The sequence below is a fragment of the Pseudomonas versuta genome, assembly GCF_001294575.1.
GTDB lineage: Bacteria > Pseudomonadota > Gammaproteobacteria > Pseudomonadales > Pseudomonadaceae > Aquipseudomonas > Aquipseudomonas versuta.
Genome location: NZ_CP012676.1, coordinates 3,970,316 through 3,989,716, shown reverse-complemented (window position 1 = coordinate 3,989,716; position 19,401 = coordinate 3,970,316). Strand labels below are relative to the sequence as shown.

19 protein-coding genes are annotated in these 19,401 nt (G+C 61.1%); 2 read left to right on the top strand and 17 right to left on the bottom strand.

Annotated features, from left to right (window positions below):
- Positions 1–10: 10 nt before the first annotated feature.
- Positions 11–1,276: an Hsp70 family protein gene (locus tag AOC04_RS17875; protein ID WP_060695697.1), complete on the bottom strand. Its 1,266-nt coding sequence runs from the start codon at positions 1,274–1,276 to the stop codon at positions 11–13.
- Positions 1,277–1,557: 281 nt separating this feature from the next.
- Here AOC04_RS17875 and cbpA point away from each other — a divergent pair, with 281 nt between their 5' ends.
- Together cbpA and AOC04_RS17865 are read left to right on the top strand one after the other, a co-directional pair.
- Complete coding sequence (gene cbpA / locus AOC04_RS17870; RefSeq protein ID WP_060695696.1) at positions 1,558–2,469, top strand: curved DNA-binding protein; 912 nt, start codon at positions 1,558–1,560, stop codon at positions 2,467–2,469.
- A 2-nt stretch (positions 2,470–2,471) separates the two neighbouring features.
- Positions 2,472–2,780: a chaperone modulator CbpM gene (locus AOC04_RS17865; protein ID WP_060695693.1), complete on the top strand. Its 309-nt coding sequence runs from the start codon at positions 2,472–2,474 to the stop codon at positions 2,778–2,780.
- Positions 2,781–2,899: 119 nt separating this feature from the next.
- On the opposite strand, the gene AOC04_RS17860 is transcribed toward AOC04_RS17865, so the two are convergent.
- The 16 genes from AOC04_RS17860 to AOC04_RS17785 form a co-directional block, all read right to left on the bottom strand.
- The gene (locus AOC04_RS17860) at positions 2,900–4,033 is read right to left on the bottom strand and encodes a sensor histidine kinase (RefSeq protein ID WP_060695691.1); all 1,134 of its coding nucleotides are present in this window, start codon (positions 4,031–4,033) and stop codon (positions 2,900–2,902) included.
- A gap of 99 nt (positions 4,034–4,132) precedes the next feature.
- A complete protein-coding gene (ureC, locus tag AOC04_RS17855; protein WP_060695689.1) occupies positions 4,133–5,833 on the bottom strand; it encodes an urease subunit alpha in 1,701 nt (566 codons plus the stop codon).
- A gap of 126 nt (positions 5,834–5,959) precedes the next feature.
- Positions 5,960–6,268, bottom strand: a complete 309-nt coding sequence (locus AOC04_RS17850) for an urease subunit beta (RefSeq protein WP_060695687.1) — start codon at positions 6,266–6,268, stop codon at positions 5,960–5,962.
- Positions 6,265–6,798, bottom strand: coding sequence for a GNAT family N-acetyltransferase (locus AOC04_RS17845; protein ID WP_060695684.1), 534 nt, complete (start codon positions 6,796–6,798; stop codon positions 6,265–6,267). Before AOC04_RS17845 ends, AOC04_RS17850 begins: the two co-directional genes overlap by 4 nt.
- The gene (locus AOC04_RS17840) at positions 6,795–7,328 is read right to left on the bottom strand and encodes a GNAT family N-acetyltransferase (protein ID WP_060695682.1); all 534 of its coding nucleotides are present in this window, start codon (positions 7,326–7,328) and stop codon (positions 6,795–6,797) included. The genes AOC04_RS17845 and AOC04_RS17840 overlap by 4 nt, the downstream gene beginning before the upstream one ends.
- 9 nt (positions 7,329–7,337) lie before the next feature.
- On the bottom strand, positions 7,338–7,640 hold the full coding sequence (gene ureA / locus AOC04_RS17835) for an urease subunit gamma (protein WP_060695680.1): 303 nt from the start codon (positions 7,638–7,640) through the stop codon (positions 7,338–7,340).
- A gap of 99 nt (positions 7,641–7,739) precedes the next feature.
- Positions 7,740–8,579, bottom strand: a complete 840-nt coding sequence (locus tag AOC04_RS17830) for an urease accessory protein UreD (protein WP_060695678.1) — start codon at positions 8,577–8,579, stop codon at positions 7,740–7,742.
- Positions 8,580–8,611: 32 nt separating this feature from the next.
- On the bottom strand, positions 8,612–9,310 hold the full coding sequence (urtE, locus tag AOC04_RS17825) for an urea ABC transporter ATP-binding subunit UrtE (protein WP_060695676.1): 699 nt from the start codon (positions 9,308–9,310) through the stop codon (positions 8,612–8,614).
- A 55-nt stretch (positions 9,311–9,365) separates the two neighbouring features.
- Positions 9,366–10,226, bottom strand: a complete 861-nt coding sequence (gene urtD / locus AOC04_RS17820; RefSeq protein ID WP_060695674.1) for an urea ABC transporter ATP-binding protein UrtD — start codon at positions 10,224–10,226, stop codon at positions 9,366–9,368.
- Complete coding sequence (urtC, locus tag AOC04_RS17815; protein ID WP_060695673.1) at positions 10,223–11,302, bottom strand: urea ABC transporter permease subunit UrtC; 1,080 nt, start codon at positions 11,300–11,302, stop codon at positions 10,223–10,225. The genes urtD and urtC overlap by 4 nt, the downstream gene beginning before the upstream one ends.
- On the bottom strand, positions 11,302–12,804 hold the full coding sequence (gene urtB, locus AOC04_RS17810) for an urea ABC transporter permease subunit UrtB (protein WP_060695671.1): 1,503 nt from the start codon (positions 12,802–12,804) through the stop codon (positions 11,302–11,304). The genes urtC and urtB overlap by 1 nt, the downstream gene beginning before the upstream one ends.
- 140 nt (positions 12,805–12,944) lie before the next feature.
- Positions 12,945–14,210, bottom strand: a complete 1,266-nt coding sequence (urtA, locus tag AOC04_RS17805) for an urea ABC transporter substrate-binding protein (RefSeq protein ID WP_060695669.1) — start codon at positions 14,208–14,210, stop codon at positions 12,945–12,947.
- A gap of 210 nt (positions 14,211–14,420) precedes the next feature.
- Positions 14,421–15,431 (bottom strand): FecCD family ABC transporter permease, encoded by a 1,011-nt coding sequence (locus AOC04_RS17800; RefSeq protein WP_060695667.1) that lies wholly within the window; start codon positions 15,429–15,431, stop codon positions 14,421–14,423.
- A complete protein-coding gene (locus tag AOC04_RS17795; RefSeq protein WP_060695664.1) occupies positions 15,428–16,378 on the bottom strand; it encodes an ABC transporter substrate-binding protein in 951 nt (316 codons plus the stop codon). The genes AOC04_RS17800 and AOC04_RS17795 overlap by 4 nt, the downstream gene beginning before the upstream one ends.
- The gene (locus AOC04_RS17790; protein WP_060695661.1) at positions 16,375–17,163 is read right to left on the bottom strand and encodes an ABC transporter ATP-binding protein; all 789 of its coding nucleotides are present in this window, start codon (positions 17,161–17,163) and stop codon (positions 16,375–16,377) included. The genes AOC04_RS17795 and AOC04_RS17790 overlap by 4 nt, the downstream gene beginning before the upstream one ends.
- Positions 17,164–17,253: 90 nt before the next feature.
- A complete protein-coding gene (locus tag AOC04_RS17785; RefSeq protein WP_060695658.1) occupies positions 17,254–19,371 on the bottom strand; it encodes a TonB-dependent receptor in 2,118 nt (705 codons plus the stop codon).
- Positions 19,372–19,401 lie beyond the last annotated feature (30 nt).

Sequence of the window (19,401 nt, the reverse complement as noted above, 5' to 3'; positions counted from 1 at the left end):
AGGTCTCGTTCTAGCCGTAACGCTTTTTGGCTTCAATCGCCAAACCGCTGCCGATGCTGCCGAAGATGTTGCCTTCGACGTGATTGGCGTTAGGCAACATGGCCGCGACGCTCTGGCGCAACGCCGGAATACCGCTCGAACCGCCAGTGAAGAACACCGTATCCACTTGCTCGACACCCACACCTGCACTGCTGAGCAAGTCGTTCACGCTGTTGCGGATGCGCTCCAGCTGGTTGTCGATAGAGGCTTCAAACAGCGCCCGGCTCAGTTCAACACTTAGCCCCGGCTCAACCCGGTCCAGCGGCACATGGCGGCTTTGGGCGTGGGTCAGTTCGATTTTGGTTTCTTCGATTTCCATCGCCAGCCAGTGACCGGCACGCTGTTCGATCAACTTGAACAAACGGTCGATCCCGCCGGTATCGACGATGTCGTAGCGCATGCTGTTCAGGGCGATCTGGGTTTTCTGTGCATACACCGAGTTGATGGTGTGCCAGGTCGCCAGGTTCATGTGATGGCTGGTGGGCATGTAGGCACCGCTTTTCATCCGGCTGCCGTAGCCGAACAGCGGCATGACCCCTTGCAGGCTCAGTTGCTTGTCGAAGTCGGTGCCGCCCACGTGCACGCCGCCCGTGGCCAGGATGTCGTCCTGGCGGTGGTCCATGCCCCGGCGCTCGGGCGACAGGCGCACCAGCGAGAAGTCGGAGGTACCACCGCCGATGTCGACAATCAGCACCAGCTCTTCGCGTTCGATGGTCGACTCATAGTCGAATGCCGCGGCGATGGGTTCGTACTGAAACGAGACTTCCTTGAAGCCAATGGCGCGGGCCACGTCGGTCAGGGTGTTCTCGGCTTCCTGGTCGGCCAGGGGGTCGTCATCGACGAAATACACCGGACGGCCCAGTACCACTTCTTCAAATTCACGACCGGCGGTTGCTTCAGCTCGTTTTTTAAGCTGGGCGATAAACAGCCCCAGCAGGTCCTTGAACGGCATGGCCGTGCCCAGAACGCTGGTGTCGTGCTTGATCAGCTTGGAACCCAGCAGGCTCTTGAGCGACCGCATCAGGCGGCCCTCGTAGCCTTCCAGGTACTCATGCAGCGCCAGACGACCGTACACCGGGCGGCGCTCTTCAATGTTGAAGAACACTACGGAGGGCAGGGTGATCTTGTCGTCCTCCAGCGCGATGAGGGTTTCCACGCCTGGACGCAGCCAGCCGACGGTGGAGTTGGACGTGCCAAAGTCGATGCCGCAGGCACGTGCTGGAGAGGCGCTTTTCATGTCTTTCGAGTTCCGGTTAAAAAACGGCCGCGCAGTGTATGTCAGACGCTCGCAGAATCGAAGCGCGACGATTCTTTAAATCGCAGGTTTTAATCCCCTTGAAAGACTATCCTTGACCCCCAAACTTCCAGACATTGGTTTGGTGGTCTTAAGGCTGCCGATAAACTTTTGCAGCGCTGATCAGTCACACGATTGAGATCGGTCAACCCTCAGGCCGGTCAGCCAGAGCATTCTGGGTGGCTTCGAGCTGCGCGATATTGATAACGGATGGTGATCCTTACATGGACTTCAAAGACTATTACAAGATCCTGGGTGTCGAGCCCACGGCTGACGATAAGGCAATCAAGACCGCTTATCGCAAGCTCGCGCGCAAATATCACCCGGATGTGAGCAAGGAAAAGGACGCCGAAGAGAAATTCAAGGACGTCAACGAAGCGTATGAAGCACTGAAAAGTGCCGATAAACGCGCCGAATACGATGAAATGCGCAAATACGGCCAGCATGGCCAACCGTTCCAGGGGCCACCTGGCTGGCAGGGTCACTCGAGCGGCGGTTTCGAGGATCAGGGCGATTTTTCAGACTTTTTCAGCTCGATCTTCGGTTCGCGCGGTAATGGTTTCGGCGGCCAGAGCGGTCGCAGCGCGGGACGTCGCGGACAGGATGTAGAAATGGAACTGCCGATTTTCCTTGAAGAGACCCTGTCTGGCGAATCGAAGCAGATCAGCTTCCAGATTGGCGGGGCCAGCAAGACCCTGAACGTAAAAATCCCGGCCGGTGTCACCGACGGTGAGCGTATTCGCCTTAAAGGGCAGGGTGGTCCGGGTGTTGGTGGCGGTGCCAATGGTGATCTATACCTGATCATTCGCTTTGCCCCGCATCCGAAGTTCGATGTGGAAGGTCATGATCTGGTCATCACTGTGCCAGTGGCACCGTGGGAAGCTGCATTGGGCACCAAAGTGGCCGTGCCGACCCTGACCAGCAAAATCAACCTGACCATTCGCCCCGACAGCCAGAGCGGTCAACGCTTGCGCATCAAAGGTCATGGCCTGGCGAACAAGCAAGGCGAGCGCGGCGATTTGTATGCCCAATTGAAAGTGGTCATGCCCAAACAGAGCGACGAGGCCACAAAAGCCCTGTGGCAAGACCTGGCCGACAAATCGGCATTCGACCCGAGAGCCCAATGGAGTAACTGATCATGAGCAGCACCCTGATCGTTCAGCTGGACATGGAAAGGTTCTGCGAAGAGGCCGGTATCCCGGCCACTTACGTGATAGAGATTGTCGAACACGGAATTATCGAACCTCAGGGCCGCACGCCGGACGTGTGGCGTTTTGACGACTACGAACTGGCCATCGCACAGCGTGCGACCAAGTTGCACAACGACCTGGAGATGGAGTGGGAAGGCGTCGCCCTGGCGCTGGACCTGATCGAGGAAGTGCAGCAATTGCGCGCCGAGAACCAGCGGCTCAAGCAGCAATTGGGACGCTTTGTCGGCGACCTGTAAGCGCCACCTCTCTGTAGGAGCGAGCTTGCTCGCGATCTTTTCAATGTGCTGTCCACCATGGCGGGCTGCACGCCAGATAGAGATCGCGAGCAAGCTCGCTCCTACAGGTTTTCTATCTGTTAGATATTTTTCGGCAACACCACGGTAAACGTCGTGCCCTCGTCTTTGGTCGAGGTCACTTCGATGCTGCCTTTGTGTGCATCCACCACTTCCTTGACGATAAATAATCCCAGGCCAAGGCTGGTGGAGGCCCCCGGTTCGCAGATGTCTTCGCTCGGGCTGCGTACCAGCGGGTCGAACAAGGTGGCCAGTGCCTCTTCTGCAATCGGAGTGCCGTTGTTGTGCACTTTGAGGGTCACGCTATCCGCTGCGCCATTGAGGGTCAGGCTTACAGCACTCTTGCTGGCGCCATGCTGCAGCGCATTGCCGATCAGGTTTTGCAACAGCTGGCCAAGGCGTCGCGGATCCCAGTGGCCTTCAACATTGCCGTTGACCTGCAAGCTCTGCTCAGAGTCGGGGTGCCCGGCACGGGCCTGGTCCAGTGCGGTCTGACAAGCGTGGGCCATGTTCATGGCACAGGGTTCCACAGGCAACTGGGTACCCAGGCGGCTGCGCACAAACTCCAGCAGGTCGCTGACCATCCCATGCATGTGATGAGCCCCGGTCTTGATGGCCTTCACGTAGTTCTGGGCATTGGCGTCCAGGGTGGTTTTGCGCTCCAGCATCTCGGTGGACATGCTCACCGCTTGCAGCGGCGCGCGCAGGTCATGGCCCAGAATCGCCAAAAAGATATCCCGCGAACGGTTGACCTGCTCGGCATAGGCCGCGGTGGATTCGGCCAGGGCCTCATCAATGGCCTCATTGAACCGGATCATGTCCTGGAAGTGCACTGCCTGTGGCGTTTCGAGGCTGGCGACCCACAGGCGGATCACGCAGGCGCGCAAGTGCCGGAACTCGGAAGTCATCTGCACCAGATCAAAGCCCACGGTATGGCGCAACTCGCCATGACTGGCCGCGGCAACGTCCAGGGCCGGGGTTTTCTCCGCGCCTTCGCCTTCGGCCTTGGCCTGTTGTTCGCTGGCTGTTTGCGCCGTGTTCATGTCCCGCGAGGCGGCCAGCAGAATGGCCTTGGCATGATCACGCAGGGCCACGCTGTCCATTGATTCGGCAGCCGGGGTGATGGTTTCGGCGAACTGCTCCCATTCATCGACAATACGGTCAGCGTTTTGCACGATGAACTCAGATAGGCGCATAGCCAAACCTTGCTGCGAGAGCGGTTATAAAAAGGTGTCGCATCTTAGCCCCTAATGATGGCTTTCAATACAACCGCTTGCCGGGACAGCACCCTGTGCTCAAAACAGAAAGTAACGCTGCGCCATCGGTAATACGTCTGCGGGCTCGCACCACAGCAGTACACCGTCAGCCTTGACTTGATAGGTCTGTGGATCGACTTCGATTTCAGGCAGGTAGCCGTTGTGGATCAGGTCGGTTTTCTGCACGTCGCGACAGCCTTTGACCACGGCGATTTGCTTCTTCAGCCCCAGTGCTGCGGGTACCCCGGCCTCCGCCGCCGCCTGGCTGATAAAGGTCAGGCAGGTGGCATGACGCGAGCCGCCGTAGCTGGCAAACATCGGGCGGTAGTGCACCGGCTGCGGGGTCGGGATCGAAGCATTGGGGTCGCCCATCAGGCTTGAGGCAATCGCACCGCCCTTGAGAATCAGGGTCGGCTTGACCCCGAAAAACGCCGGACGCCAGAGCACCAGGTCGGCCCATTTACCCACCTCGATCGAGCCCACTTCATGGCTGACGCCGTGGGTAATGGCCGGGTTGATGGTGTACTTGGCGATGTAGCGTTTGGCGCGGAAGTTGTCATTGCCCGGTGCATCTTCGGGTAGCGGGCCGCGCTGTTTTTTCATCTTGTCGGCGGTTTGCCAGGTACGGGTGATGACCTCGCCGACCCGGCCCATGGCCTGGCTGTCGGAGCTGATCATCGAAAACGCGCCGAGGTCATGCAGGATATCTTCGGCGGCGATGGTTTCACGACGGATACGGCTTTCCGCGAAGGCGACGTCTTCGGCGATGGCCGGGTCGAGGTGATGACAGACCATCAACATGTCCAGGTGCTCGTCGATGGTATTGCGGGTAAAAGGCCGGGTCGGGTTGGTCGAGCTTGGCAGCACGTTGCTCAGGCCGCAGGCCTTGATGATGTCCGGGGCATGGCCGCCCCCCGCGCCTTCGGTGTGATAGGTGTGGATGGTGCGGCCCTTGAACGCGGCCAGAGTGGTTTCGACAAAGCCCGACTCGTTCAGCGTGTCGCTGTGAATTGCCACTTGCACGTCATACAGGTCGGCCACGTTCAGGCAGTTGTCGATGGCTGCGGGCGTGGTGCCCCAGTCTTCGTGCAGCTTGAGGCCGATGGCCCCGGCTTCGACCTGTTCGATCAGCGGTTGCGGCAGGCTGGCGTTGCCTTTGCCGGTAAAGCCCATGTTCATCGGGAACGCATCGGCGGCCTGCAGCATGCGCGCCATGTGCCACGGGCCCGAGGTGCAGGTGGTGGCATTGGTGCCGGTGGCCGGGCCGGTGCCGCCGCCGATCATGGTGGTGACCCCGCTGTTCAAGGCTTCTTCGATCTGTTGCGGGCAGATGAAGTGAATATGGGTATCGATGCCGCCTGCCGTGAGGATCATGCCTTCGCCGGCAATCACTTCGGTGCTGGCGCCGATGGCGATGGTCACATCGGGCTGGATATCCGGGTTGCCGGCTTTACCGATGGCGTGGATCCGGCCGTTTTTCAGGCCCACATCGGCTTTGACGATGCCCCAGTGATCGACAATCAGCGCGTTGGTGATCAGCGTGTCGACCACCTCGCTGGCGAGCAGCTGGCTCTGGCCCATGCCGTCACGAATCACCTTGCCGCCGCCAAACTTCACTTCTTCGCCATAGGTGGTGAAGTCCTGCTCGACCTCGATCCACAACTCGGTGTCGGCCAAGCGGATCTTGTCGCCAACGGTAGGGCCGAACATGTCGGCATAGGCCTGGCGGGAAATTTTCATTGTGAGTTCCTAAATAGATAAACCAAGCCCCATCCCCTGTAGGAGCGAGCTTGCTCGCGAGCCCTTAAGCGCTCTTGAGAAAAAGCTCGCGAGCAAGCTCGCTCCTTCAGGGATTGGGCAGTGGGGTCAGTCCAGATTGCCCATGACCCGACCGGCAAAGCCGAACACCCGACGCAGCCCGGCCAGTTCCACCAGTTCCACTTCGCGGGTCTGCCCCGGCTCGAAACGCACGGCGGTGCCCGCCGGGATATTCAGGCGCATGCCGCGGCTGTCAGCACGTTCAAACATCAGGGCATCGTTGGTTTCGAAAAAGTGATAGTGCGAACCCACCTGGATCGGGCGGTCGCCTCGATTCGACACGCTGATACTCAGGGTGCGGCGGCCGGCATTCAGCTCGATGTCCCCGGATGCAATGCGGTATTGGCCTGGAATCATTGCGGCTCACCCAGGGTTTTGTAATAGATGGCGGTGGGGCTGTAGTGACCGTCGGGGCTGCGGCAATAGTTGGGCAACTCGCCGACCCGGGTGTAACCCAGTGCGCTGTAGAAGTTTTCAGCGGGCGAGCCGGCTTCGGTGTCCAGGTGCAGTAAACCGCGTTTGAGTTCCCGTGCCCCTTGTTCCAGGGCATGGATCATTATTTGCCCCAGACCCCGACGCCGCGCTTCATTGAGCACCAGCAGTTTCTGGACCTCGGCGCGATTGAGCCCGTTGCGCTTCTGGCACAGGGCCAACTGCACGCTGGCCAGCACCTGCCCGTCTTCGATCAACACCCACAACAGCAGGGAGCCTTGCTCCAGTTGGGCATGCACTTCGTTGAAGTAGTGGCTGGCCTGGGGGTGGTCCAGGTCGTCCATGAACCCCACGGACGCCCCGTAGTGAACCGCATCCACCAGCAACGCAATCAACCCGTCGCGATACTGGGCAAAGCTCTGGGCGGTCACTTGCAGCACCTGTTCGCTATTCATTTACCGCACTCCTGAGGCGGCAGCGCGCCGGGGTAGAGCATCAGTTGCATAAAGGTCAGGTCCAGCCAGCGGCCAAACTTGATACCGACTTGCGGCATGTGTGCGCTGGTTACAAAACCAAGCTGTTTATGCACATGGATCGAGGCACCATTGCCGCTCTCGATGGCCGCGACCATCACGTGTTTGCCGCAGGCTCTGGCGCGTTCAATCAGCGCTGCCAGCAACTGCGGGCCGAGGCGCTTGCCCCGTTGCTCGGGGTGCACGTACACCGAATGCTCCACGGTATGGCGGAACCCTTCAAACGGGCGCCAGTCGCCAAACGAGGCGTAGCCCAGCGGCACATTGCTGTCATCGACGATCACCAGCACCGGATAACCCTGGGCCAGGCGGGCATCGAACCATTGCTGACGGTTGGCCAGATCGACCGTCTGTTCGTTCCAGATCGCGAGGGTGTTGAGCACCGCATCGTTGTAGATGTCGCGAATCGCCGGCAGGTCGGCCGCGACAGCACCACGGGTGACATAAGACATGGGGCAGCCTCAGGCGATGGGTTGGTGGACAGTGACCAGCTTGGTGCCATCGGGGAAGGTGGCTTCGATCTGGATGTCGGGGATCATTTCCGGAATGCCCTGCATCACCTGCTCGCGGGTCAGCAGGGTGGTGCCGTAGTGCATCAGCTCGGCGACGGTACGGCCATCGCGGGCGCCTTCGAGCAGGGCGGCGGAAATATAGGCGATGGTTTCCGGGTAGTTAAGCATCACCCCGCGTGCCAACCGCCGCTCGGCCAGCAGGCCGGCGGTAAAGATCATCATCTTGTCTTTTTCGCGTGAGGTCAGGTCCATGGTGGGTCCGTTGTTTAATTAAGGATTATTGGTCGAGGACCTCTGTGGGAGCTGGCAAGCCAGCTCCCACAGAGGTCCTCAAAAAAATCGCGACGGTTCTCAGGTACTCCAGATCCTTGGGGCCAAGGCTTCACGCCCCAGCAGTGCCGGGCGTAGCAAGCGCCACAGTTCAATCAGCCAGGCGCGGGCCTGCAGGGCTTCTACCGCCAGGCAGCGAGCGACCAGCAACCCCGGCAACTGAGTCAGGTCGGCACGGACCGGGCCGGGCAGGTTGCGGCATATTTCCAGCAGCTGCGCACTGATTTCCCCCGTCACCAATAACGTTGCAAACACCGGGTTGCCGTCCAGCCCGATCGGCGAATCCAGCAAGCCGTCGCCGCCGCTAATGCGCTGGCGTTCATGCCAGAGCAACTGGCCGTCGCGGCGAATATCCAGTTGCGACTGAAAGTGCCCGTGCTCAAAACGTTCACCGCTGGCCAGTCGTCCCAGCGCCACCATGTCCCAATAAAACAGGCGCGCATCGCCTTCAAGTTCAATGCGGGTCGTCAGTTCGGCCCGGGCGCCGCTGAACACGATGGTTTCTTGCGGCAGCCATTCCAGGGTCGCGCCGGCAGCCACGTTCAAGGTCAGGCTCTGATAGGCCGGGCCGGCCGCGCGATACCACTTGGCCGCGCCGGGGCTGGTGAGTTGTGCCCAGGCATCAGGCCCCACACTGGCGCAGATGTTCAGCCGGTCGCCGCCGGCAATGCCGCCGGGCGGGTGGACAATGATGTGCTGGCACACCTCGGGGCCTTCGGCATACAGGTGCTTCTGCACCCGCAGCGGGCCGAAATGACGGCGCAGGGTGGGGCGCGTGCTGTCGCCAAAACGGCCATAGCCCAGCTCCAGCTCGGCGTGCCAGCTGGGGGTGAACAATGCGGTGTTGGCAGGCAGATTCATAGGTCGTTGTTATCGTCAAAAAGAGTTACAGATTAAATCGTCACCAGCCCGCGCACACCCTCTGTTTGCATATTTTCACCACGGCCCTGCTGCACGATTTCGCCTCTGGACATCACCAGATACTGGTCCGCCAGTTCTTCGGCAAAGTCGTAGAACTGCTCCACCAGCAGGATGGCCATATCGCCCCGGGCCGCGAGCATCTTGATCACCGCGCCGATCTCCTTGATCACAGACGGTTGAATCCCTTCGGTGGGCTCATCGAGGATCAGCAAGCGCGGGCGGCTGGCCAGCGCCCGGCCAATCGCCAGCTGTTGCTGCTGACCGCCGGACAAGTCGCCACCGCGCCGATGCTTCATTTGCAGCAGCACCGGGAACAGTTCATAGATAAAACCGGGCACCTCCCGGGCCTCGGCTCCGGGGAAGCGGGACAGGCCCATCAACAGGTTTTCCTCCACCGTCAGGCGCCCGAAAATCTCCCTGCCCTGGGGCACATAAGCGATCCCGGCGTGAACCCGCTGGTGGGGCTTGAGCATGGTGATCGGTTTACCCTCCCAGGTCACGCTGCCTTCCTTGACCGCCAGCAAACCCATCAGGCACTTGAGCAATGTGGTCTTGCCCACGCCGTTACGGCCCAGCAGGCAAGTGACTTCGCCGACTTTTGCCTCAAACGACAGGCCGCGAAGAATGTGGCTGCCGCCGTAGAACTGATGCAGATTTTGTATCTGTAGCATCGTTGAATCCCTCATACCCTGTGGGAGCTGGCTTGCCAGCGATTGCAGCGGGGCGTTAGCGGCCCAGATACACCTCGATCACCCGCTCATCGGCCTGCACCTGTTCCAGCGAGCCTTCGGCCAGCACGCTGCCCTGGTGCAACACGGTGACGTGGTCGGCAATCGAGCCGACAAACCCCATGTCGTGCTCCACCACCATCAGCGAGTGCTTGCCGGCCAGGCTTTTGAACAGCTCGGCGGTGAACTCGGTTTCGGCATCGGTCATGCCCGCCACCGGTTCATCCAGCAGTAACAGTTGTGGGTCTTGCACCAGCAGCATGCCGATCTCCAGAAACTGTTTCTGGCCATGGGACAGCAGGCCTGCCGGGCGCCGGGCCGAGGTATGCAGGCGGATGGTTTCCAGCACTTCGCCGATGCGGTCCCGTTGCTCGCCCGTGAGCCGGGCGCGCAGGCTGGCCCACACCGACTTGTCGGTTTTTTGCGCCAGCTCCAGGTTTTCAAACACGCTCAGGGCTTCAAATACCGTGGGCTTCTGGAACTTGCGGCCAATCCCGGACTGGGCGATCTGCACTTCGCTCATCTGGCGCAGGTCCAGTGTTTCACCGAACCAGGCCTGGCCTTCGCTGGGGCGGGTCTTGCCGGTAATCACGTCCATCATGGTGGTCTTGCCTGCGCCATTGGGGCCGATGATGCAGCGCAACTCGCCGACGCCGATGTACAGGTTGAGGTTGTTCAGGGCCTTGAAACCGTCAAAGCTGACGCTGATGTCTTCCAGCGTGAGGATGGTGCCGTGGCGGGTATTGAGGCCGGTTCCGGCGGCCTGGCCCAGACCGATGGCATCGCGGCTGCTGCCGGCATCCTTGTTTGGATCGAATGCGGGTTCGAGCATGAATTCAGCCGTTGCAGTGATTCTCATTGTTCACCCCTTTTCTTCAGCAGGCCGATCACGCCTTTGGGCAAGTACAGGGTCACGACGATAAACAGCGCGCCGAGGAAGAACAGCCAGTACTCGGGGAAGGCTACGGTGAACCAGCTCTTCATGCCGTTGACCACGCCCGCGCCCAGCAACGGACCGATCAGGGTGCCGCGCCCGCCCAGGGCAACCCACACGGCAGCTTCTATGGAGTTGGTCGGCGACATTTCGCCGGGGTTGATAATGCCCACTTGCGGTACATACAGCGCTCCGGCCAGGCCGCATAACACAGCACTGAGCACCCAGACGAACAGCTTGAAGCCGCGAGGGTCGTAGCCGCAGAACATCAGGCGGTTTTCAGCGTCGCGCAGCGCAGTCAGCACGCGCCCGAATTTACTGCGCGCCAGGCGCCAGCCGAGAAACAGGCTGGCCACCAGCAACATCACGGTGGCGAAAAACAGCACCGCGCGGGTGCCGGGCTCGGTGATGCCAAAACCCAGAATGCTGCGAAAGTTGGTGAAGCCGTTGTTGCCGCCAAAGCCGGTCTCGTTACGGAAAAACAGGAGCATCCCGGCGAAGGTCAGGGCCTGGGTCATGATCGAGAAATACACGCCCTTGATCCGCGAACGGAAGGCGAAAAAGCCGAACACCAGCGCCAGCAAACCGGGGGCCAGCACCACCAGGCACATGGCCCACCAGAAATGCTCGGTGCCGATCCAGTACCAGGGCAACTCGGTCCACGACAGAAAGGTCATAAAGGCCGGCAATTCATCGCCCGAGGCCTGGCGCATCAGGTACATGCCCATGGCGTAGCCGCCCAGGGCGAAGAACAGGCCGTGGCCCAGCGACAGCAGACCGGCGTAGCCCCAGACCAGATCCAGCGCCAGGGCAACGATGGCATAGCAGAGGATCTTGCCCGTCAGCGTCAGGGTATAGGCCGAGACCTGAAACGGGCTGTCGGCAGGCAGCAGCGACAGCAACGGCAGGGCCAGCAGCACCAGCAATACCAGGCCACCGACAATGGCGGTGACGGCAGGCCCGGCCTTTTGCGTGGCAGTAATCATCAGAGGTTGATTCATCAGTCGATCACCCGTCCTTTAAGCGCGAAGAGACCTTGCGGACGCTTCTGGATAAACAGAATGATCAGCCCCAGGATCAGGATTTTGCCCAGCACGGCGCCGATCTGCGGTTCAAGAATCTTGTTCGCGATGCCCAGGCCGAAGGCCGCGTATACCGTGCCCGCCAGTTGGCCGACGCCACCCAGCACCACCACCAGAAACGAGTCGATGATGTAGCCCTGGCCCAGGTCCGGGCCGACGTTGCCGATCTGGCTCAAGGCCACGCCGCCGAGCCCGGCAATCCCCGAGCCGAGGCCAAAGGCGAGCATGTCGACACGGCCGGTGGGTACGCCGCAGCAAGCCGCCATGTTGCGGTTCTGGGTGACCGCACGCACGTTCAGGCCCAGGCGCGTTTTGTTCAGCAGCAGCCAGGTCAGGAACACCACGGCCAGGGCGAAGACGATGATCACCAGCCGGTTGTACGGCAGCACCAGGTTGGGCAGCACTTGCAGCCCGCCCGAGAGCCAGGCCGGGTTGGCCACCTCGACGTTTTGCGCGCCGAACAGCACCCGCACCAGTTGAATCAGGATCAGGCTGATGCCCCAGGTGGCGAGCAGGGTTTCCAGCGGCCGGCCGTAGAGGTGGCGAATGATGGTGCGCTCCAGAAACATGCCCACGCAGGCCGTCACAAAGAACGCCACAGGTAACGCCAGCAGCGGGTAGAACTCGATGGCGCCGGGTGCGAAGCGCTGAAACAGTAACTGCACGCAGTAGGTCGAGTAGGCGCCGAGCATCAGCATCTCGCCATGGGCCATGTTGATCACCCCGAGCAGGCCGAAGGTGATGGCCAGCCCCAGCGCTGCCAGCAACAGAATCGAACCCAGGGACAAACCGCTGAAGGCCTGGCCCAGCCAGTCACCGATCAGCAGTTTGCGTTTGACTTGCGCCAGGCTGGTTTCGGCAGCGGTGCGTACATTGGCATCGGTTTCAACACCGGCTTGCAGCAGGGTTTCGAGGCGGGTGCGGGCCAGTGGCTCGCCGGTTTCACCGAGCAGGCGCACGGCCGCCAGACGCACTGCCGGGTCGGGGTCCACCAGTTGCAGGTTGGCCAGCGCCAGGCTCAAAGCGGTATGCACAGCGCTGTCGGTTTCGCCGGCCAGTTGCCGGTCGAGGAATGCCAGTTGTGCCGGTTTGGCGGATTTTTGCAGTTGCAGGGCGGCCGCCAGACGCAATGCCGGGTCTGGGGCGAGCAAGTGCTGACTGGCCTGCGCGGTTTCAATCAAACCGCGCAGACGGTTGTTCAGGCGCAGCGTTCTGGTTTGACCGTCGATGCTGATCTGGCCTTGTTGCAGGTCGTTGATCAGTGCCGCGCGCTCAGGTATCGGTTGTGCCGCCCAGCTTTCAAGCAGCTGGGCCTGGCGGGAATTGTCGGCCGCTGCGAAGTCGCTGGCATCGTCGGCGTATGCGCCCAGGGGCAGCAACAGCAGGCAGGCGAAGATAAAACGGTAAAGGGCAGTTGGCATAGACAGGGCCTTGCGCTGACAGGATTAACTCAAATCCCGTGGGAGCCGGCTTGCCGGCGATGGAGTCGCGTCGGTTCATGATCGACCACGTTGGCTGCATCGCCGGCAAGCCGGCTCCCACAAGGGAATGACAGTGACCGTTAGTTGCTCTTCACTGCGTAATCCGGCTTTTTGTCATTGCCCGGGATATACGGGCTCCACGGCTGGGCGCGGATCGGCTCCTTGGTTTGCCACACCACGTTGAACTGACCGTCATCCTGGATCTCGCCGATCATCACCGGCTTGTGCAGGTGGTGGTTGGTCTTGTCCATGGTCAGGGTGTAGCCCGACGGCGCGGCGAATGTCTGGCCGGCCATGGCTTCGCGGACTTTATCGATATCGGTGGACTTGGCTTTTTCTGCTGCCTGCGCCCACATGTGGATGCCGACGTAGGTGGCTTCCATCGGGTCATTGGTCACAGCCTTGTCTGCACCCGGCAGGTTGTGGGCCTTGGCGTAGGCTTTCCAGTCGGTGACGAACTTCTGGTTCACCGGGTTCTGCACCGACTCAAAGTAGTTCCAGGCCGCGAGGTTGCCCACCAGCGGTTTGGTGTCGATGCCGCGCAGCTCTTCTTCGCCCACCGAGAATGCAATCACCGGCACGTCGGTGGCTTTCAGGCCCTGGTTGGCCAGCTCTTTATAGAACGGCACGTTGGAGTCGCCGTTGACCGTGGAGATCACCGCCGTCTTGCCACCGGCGGAGAATTTTTTGATGTTGGAGACGATGGTCTGGTAATCGCTGTGGCCAAACGGGGTGTAGACCTCGTCGATATCCTTGTCGGCCACGCCTTTGGAATGCAGGAAGGCGCGCAGGATCTTGTTGGTGGTGCGCGGGTACACGTAGTCGGTGCCCAGTAACACAAAGCGTTTGGCGCTGCCGCCGTCCTCGCTCATCAAGTATTCAACCGCCGGAATCGCCTGCTGGTTAGGTGCGGCGCCGGTGTAGAAGACGTTGGGCGACATCTCTTCACCTTCGTATTGCACCGGGTAGAAGAGCAAGCCGTTGAGTTCTTCAAATACCGGCAACACCGATTTGCGCGACACCGAGGTCCAGCAACCGAACACCACGGCGACCTTGTCCTGGGTCAGCAATTGACGACCCTTTTCTGCAAACAGTGGCCAGTTGGACGCCGGGTCGACCACGACCGCTTCGAGCATCTTGCCGTTCACGCCGCCTTTGGCGTTGATCTCGTCGATGGTCATCAGCGCCATGTCCTTGAGCGACGTTTCGGAGATCGCCATGGTCCCGGACAACGAATGCAAAATCCCCACCTTGATGGTCTCGGCGGCTTGCACCGTCCAGGTCATGCCCATGGCGGCAATGGATGCCGTGAGGGTGAAAGCTTTGAGCACGCTACGACGCTTCATGGGGCGATCTCCAGATGTCTGATTTTTTTAATGGTTCGACGGGGACACTGGGAAGGTCTATAGCAAGGGCTGTGCCGAAATGGTGCGCAGGCTCTGGAACGGGGCTTTGCGGTGATATTTGAGGAGTGCGTGCACCAGCGCAGCGCCTAAAGACGCTTTTGGTGCGCGGCATGCGCCGTGTTGGTGCCAGACCTGCTACGGGGGGAGGCGTTAACGCTTGCGCATCAGGCCAATAAAGAACAGTCCGCCAATCGCTGCCGTGGCCACGCCGATGGGCAGGTCTTCGGGGGCGATCAGGGTGCGCGCGGCAACGTCGACCCACACCAGGAACACGCTGCCCAGCAACGCCGACACCGGCAGCAAGCGCCGGTGCTCGGCGCCCACCAGGCGTCGGGCGATGTGTGGAATCATCAGCCCGACAAAGCCGATCGAGCCGCTGATGGCCACCAGTACGCCGGTCATCAGTGAGGCGATCAAGAACACCTTGAGCCGCACATTGCGTGCATTCAGGCCCAGGGTGACAGCGGTTTGCTCGCCTGCCATCAAGGCGTTGAGCGGGCGGGCCATGCCCAGTAGCAGCACCAGCCCCAGCAACACCACGGTACTGGGCACCAGCAGCAGCTCCCAGCGCGCCAGCCCCAGGCCGCCGAGCATCCAGAACAGTACGGCCGAACTGGCGCGGTGGTCGCCCAAAAACAGCAGGGTATTGGCGATGGCCATCATCACGAATGACACGGCCACGCCGCACAGCAGCAGCCGGTCGCTGTCCAGGCGGCCCTGGCGGCTGGCAATGGCGAGCACCAGAACCATGCTCAGCAACGCACCGATAAAGGCCGCGATGGGCAAGGTCAGCAAGCCGACGATTTGGCCCACGTGCAGCACCACGATCACTGCGCCCAGGGTGGCGCCGCTGGTTACGCCCAGCAGGTGCGGGTCCGCCAGCGGGTTACGGGTTACGGCTTGCAGCACCGCACCGATCAATGCCAGCCCGGCGCCGACCAGCGCCCCGAGCAGCATGCGCGGCACGCGGATCAGCCAGACGATATGTTCCTGCCCGGCGCTCCAGCTGACCTCACCGAGGCCGAACAGTTTATTGAGCAAAATGTGCCACACCACGTCCACCGGTACCCGCGCCGGGCCAAAGCCCAGCGAGACCACGCACGACACCAGCAGCAGCGCGCCGAGGCCGACCAGCAACAAGGCATAGCGGCGCGTCATCATTGGGGGTGGAAACCTTTGGCCAGGGTTTCGATGGCCAGCACGTTGTCGATGCCGGGGGTGGCCTGCACGTAAGGGATGACGATGAAGCGTTTGTTGCGAATCGCGTCGACCGATTGCAGGGCCGGGTTGGTTTCGAGGAAGCGCTGTTTTTGCGCGGCGCTGACTTCGCTGTAATCGACGATGACGATCACTTCAGGGTTGCGCTCGACCACGGTTTCCCAGTTGATGCGGGTCCAGCTGGCGTCGATGTCACGGAGAATATCGTTGCCGCCCGCGGCTTCGATCAATGCATGGGGAATGCCCAGCTTGCCCGAGGTCATGGCACGGTCTTCGCCGCTGTCATACAGGAACACCCGCGGTCTTGAGGCGGGCAGGGTCTTTTGCACGGTGGCAATTTTCTCCTGCATTTGCGTGATCAGCGCGGTGGCGCGGTCTTGCACGTCGAAGATTTTGCCCAGGTTACGCAGGTCGTTGTAAGTGTCCTCCATGCTGGCGGGCGGACGCTTCATCACGAACGCGCAGGACTCGGTCAGCTCGTACACATTGATGCCCAGCGGGGTCAGGGTTTGCGGCGTGAGGTCGCCGCCTACGCGCATGCCGTAATCCCAGCCGGCAAAGAAGAAGTCGACGTTGGCGTTGAGCAGGGTTTCCACCGACGGGTACTTGCTCGCCAGCTCCGGCAGGCCATCGAGAATGACCTTCATCTCGGGCGTTACCGCTTTCCAGCCACTGATGCCGCTGTAGCCGGCCATGCGCGGTTTGAGGCCCAGGGCGAGCATCATTTGCGTCATGTTGATGTCATGGCTGACGGCGTGTTCGGGCGCCTGGTTAAAGGTCACCTCGCGGTTGCAGCTGGTGACGGTCAGCGGGTATTTCGTGACTTGGGCCTGTGCCCACTGGGCACCGGACAACGCGCTGAGGCAGAGGGCCAGGCGGATCAATTTCATGCTTGGGTTATCCAGGTAATGCGCGGGTAGCCGGACAGCGGGTGATCGTCGATCAGCGCGTCGACGCCAAACACCTCACGCAGTAACTCGACCGTCAGCACCTCGCGCGGGGTGCCGCTGGCGATGATCCTGCCGTGGTCGATCACGTACAGCCGGTCGCAAAAAGCCGCGGCCAGATTGAGGTCGTGGATGCTGGCCAGGGTGCCGATGTTCAGGCGCCTGACCAGTTGCAGCAACTCCAGCTGGTAGCGCGGGTCGAGATGATTGGTCGGCTCGTCGAGGATCAGCAATTCGGGTTGCTGGGCCAGGGCCCGGGCCAGAATCACCCGCTGCTTTTCACCGCCGGACAGGGTGGCGAACGCGTGGTCTTCGAAGCCCTGCAGGCCGACCGATTCGAGGGCGTGTTTCGCCAGCTCCCGGTCGGCCTCGGTGTCGCCGTCGAACAGGCCTTTATGCGGGGTACGGCCCATGGCGACCACTTCATCGACGGTCAGGCCAAAGGCATCCGGAAATTCCTGCAGCACCACGGCGATGCGTTGAGCACACCAGCGCGGCGATTGCTGCCAGAGGTTGTGCGGGCCGAGGCTGACCAGGCCCGACTCGGGCTTGCTGAAGCGATAAGCGCAACGCAGCAGGCTGGTTTTGCCGCTGCCGTTGGGCCCGATCAGCCCCACGAACTCGCCTGCGGCCACGTGCAGATTGGCATCACGCAGCTGGAACTGGTGATGACAGTGACCATGGCCCAGCGGGGTCCAGGCGAGTTGGGTGAGGGTGAGGCGGGTCATAAAATTCCGGTGTTGATCCTGTAGGAGCGAGCGTGCTCGCGAGCTTTTGAAAATCTCGCGAGCACGCTCGCTCCTACAGGGGGTGGGTGCTTAAAAGGTGTAATCCGCCGTGACGAAGAACGAGCGCGGTTCGCCCATGATCCATTGCTGGCCGCCATTGTATTGGCTTACAGCGTACTGGCGGTTGAACAAATTATTCAGGCGCAGGCCCAGGGTGGTTTTTGGCAGCGCTTTCCAGCTGACAGTGGCGTCTACCACGGTGTAGCTCGGCAATTCGACGGTGTTGGCAAGGTCGGCGTAACGCGAGTCCACATAACGCACCCCGGCACCGGCGTTCACGTCGTCGGTAAGGGTTTTGCTCAACCACAGGTTGGCGGTGCGACGGGGTACGTCGGTGGGGCGGTTGCCTTTGCGGGACACGCCTTCGTCATCGAACTTGTCGTATTCGGCCCGCACGAAGGCGGCATTGGCCTGCAGCTGCCAGCGGTTCGGCAGTTGCAAATCGAGACTGGCTTCAAGGCCATTGGACGACTGCTGGCCAACTTGCAGCGAGTTGCCCGGGGTGTTCGGGTCGGGGGTCAGCAAGTCTTTTTTGACGATGTGATACGCCGCCAGGGTCCACTCGCCGCGCTGGTCCCAGAACATTTGCTTGAAGCCCACTTCGGTCTGGCGCGCATGGGCCATGTCAAAGCCTTGCTCGGCCGGGTACAGGCTGATCAGACCGGCCACGCCATCGACACTGGTGGCTTGTTGCGCATACACCGACATGTCCGGCGTCAGTTCATACACCAGGCCGACTTTCCAGCTGTTGGCCGACAGGCTGCGATCACTGCGCGAGTCTTCGATCAAGTCGTCACGGTCCAGATGCACGATGTCGCGCCGCACGCCGGTGACCAGTGACAGTTGCTCGCTCAGTTGCGTGCGGTTTTCGGCAAACAGCGACACTTGCCGGGTGGTGGTCTTGAACTGGTCGCGGTAGGGCGAATGGCTGGTGAACTCGCCACGATCGGGGTGGTACATGTCAATTGGTGTGCCGCCAGCCACTACATCCTTGTAAGGCGAGTTGCTGTGCAGGTCGAAGTGGATACGGTTGTAGTCCACGCCCACCAGGGTTTTGCTTTTCAGGCCGAACAGGTCGTGGTTGAGGGTGAAGGTCTGACGGTCGCCGACCTGTTCCTGCTGGTGTTTGATGCTGTAGTAACCGCTGCGTATCAGGCTTTGGCGGTTTTCGTCCCAGCCGTGCTTTTCAGCGTTCTGCCAGCGGCGCTGCGCCTTGAGGTAATACAGTTCGTTGCTGGCAACCAGGTCGTCGTTGATCTGCCATTCGGTATTGAGGCGCGTCCACTGATCGTTGTAATGCAGCTTGGCGTCGCGCACGTTGTAGTTCTTGTCCCGCAGGCTCTTGTGATACCGGCCATTGATCAGGGGCACGCCGAAGTCGATCTGCGGCTCCTGGTCGCCGTAATCGTGGCTCAGGGTAAACGCCAGATCATCCCGGGCCTGCCAGCGCAGGGCGGCGCTGATAAAGATGTTTTCGGAGTCGCCGTGGTCGATCCAGCCATTGCTTTGGGTGTGGTTGAGGTTCAACCGGTAGCTCAGGGTGTCGGTCAGCGAGCCGCCGCTGTCCAGCGCTTGCTGCTGGCTGTCGTAAGAGCCGTAGCCAACCCGCAGATGATTTTCGATTTCGCCGCTGAACGGTTTTTTCGGAATCACGTTGATCACCGCGCCGGTCGCACCTTCGCCGTACAGCACCGATGCCGGACCGCGCAGCACGTCGATGCGTTCCACCGACCAGTCGTCCACGGGGAAGGTCACGGTGCCGGCGCCGCTGTACATGCGAATCCCGTCATACAGCTGCATGACCGAGCCCTGGCCGACAAAACCACGGGCCGAGTACGACGAGCCGCCGTTGCCCGGGGTGCCGTTATTGGTGATGCCGGTGGTGCGCGTCACGGCATCCTGGACGCTGCGGTCGCCGCGGGCGCGAATCCGTTCGCCGCTCAGGCTTTCGACGCTGGCCGGGGTTTCGAGACTGTTGAGGTTCAGGCGCGAACCGGCGCTGGTGGCGGTCTTGAGGTCGATGTGTTCGGCATCGATTTCAGGTGCGGTAATGCTCGCGGCCGGCAGCATCAGGGACGGGGCGGTGTCATCCGCATGCGCGTTGTTGATCGCCAACAGGCAAAGGCTGGAAAAAAGGTACTTGTTCATCGGGGCAGTGAGTCGCTTATTTCAAGAGGT

Coding starts and splice junctions, on each gene's coding strand:
- AOC04_RS17830 (WP_060695678.1), bottom strand. CDS start 8,579: ATGAATCTGCCTGCCAACACCGCATTGTTCACCCCCAGCTGGCACGCC.
- AOC04_RS17790 (WP_060695661.1), bottom strand. CDS start 17,163: ATGACCCGCCTCACCCTCACCCAACTCGCCTGGACCCCGCTGGGCCAT.
- urtC (WP_060695673.1), bottom strand. CDS start 11,302: ATGAATCAACCTCTGATGATTACTGCCACGCAAAAGGCCGGGCCTGCC.
- AOC04_RS17860 (WP_060695691.1), bottom strand. CDS start 4,033: ATGCGCCTATCTGAGTTCATCGTGCAAAACGCTGACCGTATTGTCGAT.
- cbpA (WP_060695696.1), top strand. CDS start 1,558: ATGGACTTCAAAGACTATTACAAGATCCTGGGTGTCGAGCCCACGGCT.
- urtA (WP_060695669.1), bottom strand. CDS start 14,210: ATGAAGCGTCGTAGCGTGCTCAAAGCTTTCACCCTCACGGCATCCATT.
- AOC04_RS17865 (WP_060695693.1), top strand. CDS start 2,472: ATGAGCAGCACCCTGATCGTTCAGCTGGACATGGAAAGGTTCTGCGAA.
- ureC (WP_060695689.1), bottom strand. CDS start 5,833: ATGAAAATTTCCCGCCAGGCCTATGCCGACATGTTCGGCCCTACCGTT.
- AOC04_RS17795 (WP_060695664.1), bottom strand. CDS start 16,378: ATGAAATTGATCCGCCTGGCCCTCTGCCTCAGCGCGTTGTCCGGTGCC.
- ureA (WP_060695680.1), bottom strand. CDS start 7,640: ATGGACCTGACCTCACGCGAAAAAGACAAGATGATGATCTTTACCGCC.
- AOC04_RS17875 (WP_060695697.1), bottom strand. CDS start 1,276: ATGAAAAGCGCCTCTCCAGCACGTGCCTGCGGCATCGACTTTGGCACG.
- AOC04_RS17845 (WP_060695684.1), bottom strand. CDS start 6,798: ATGAATAGCGAACAGGTGCTGCAAGTGACCGCCCAGAGCTTTGCCCAG.
- urtD (WP_060695674.1), bottom strand. CDS start 10,226: ATGAGAATCACTGCAACGGCTGAATTCATGCTCGAACCCGCATTCGAT.
- urtE (WP_060695676.1), bottom strand. CDS start 9,310: ATGCTACAGATACAAAATCTGCATCAGTTCTACGGCGGCAGCCACATT.
- AOC04_RS17800 (WP_060695667.1), bottom strand. CDS start 15,431: ATGATGACGCGCCGCTATGCCTTGTTGCTGGTCGGCCTCGGCGCGCTG.
- AOC04_RS17850 (WP_060695687.1), bottom strand. CDS start 6,268: ATGATTCCAGGCCAATACCGCATTGCATCCGGGGACATCGAGCTGAAT.
- AOC04_RS17785 (WP_060695658.1), bottom strand. CDS start 19,371: ATGAACAAGTACCTTTTTTCCAGCCTTTGCCTGTTGGCGATCAACAAC.
- urtB (WP_060695671.1), bottom strand. CDS start 12,804: ATGCCAACTGCCCTTTACCGTTTTATCTTCGCCTGCCTGCTGTTGCTG.
- AOC04_RS17840 (WP_060695682.1), bottom strand. CDS start 7,328: ATGTCTTATGTCACCCGTGGTGCTGTCGCGGCCGACCTGCCGGCGATT.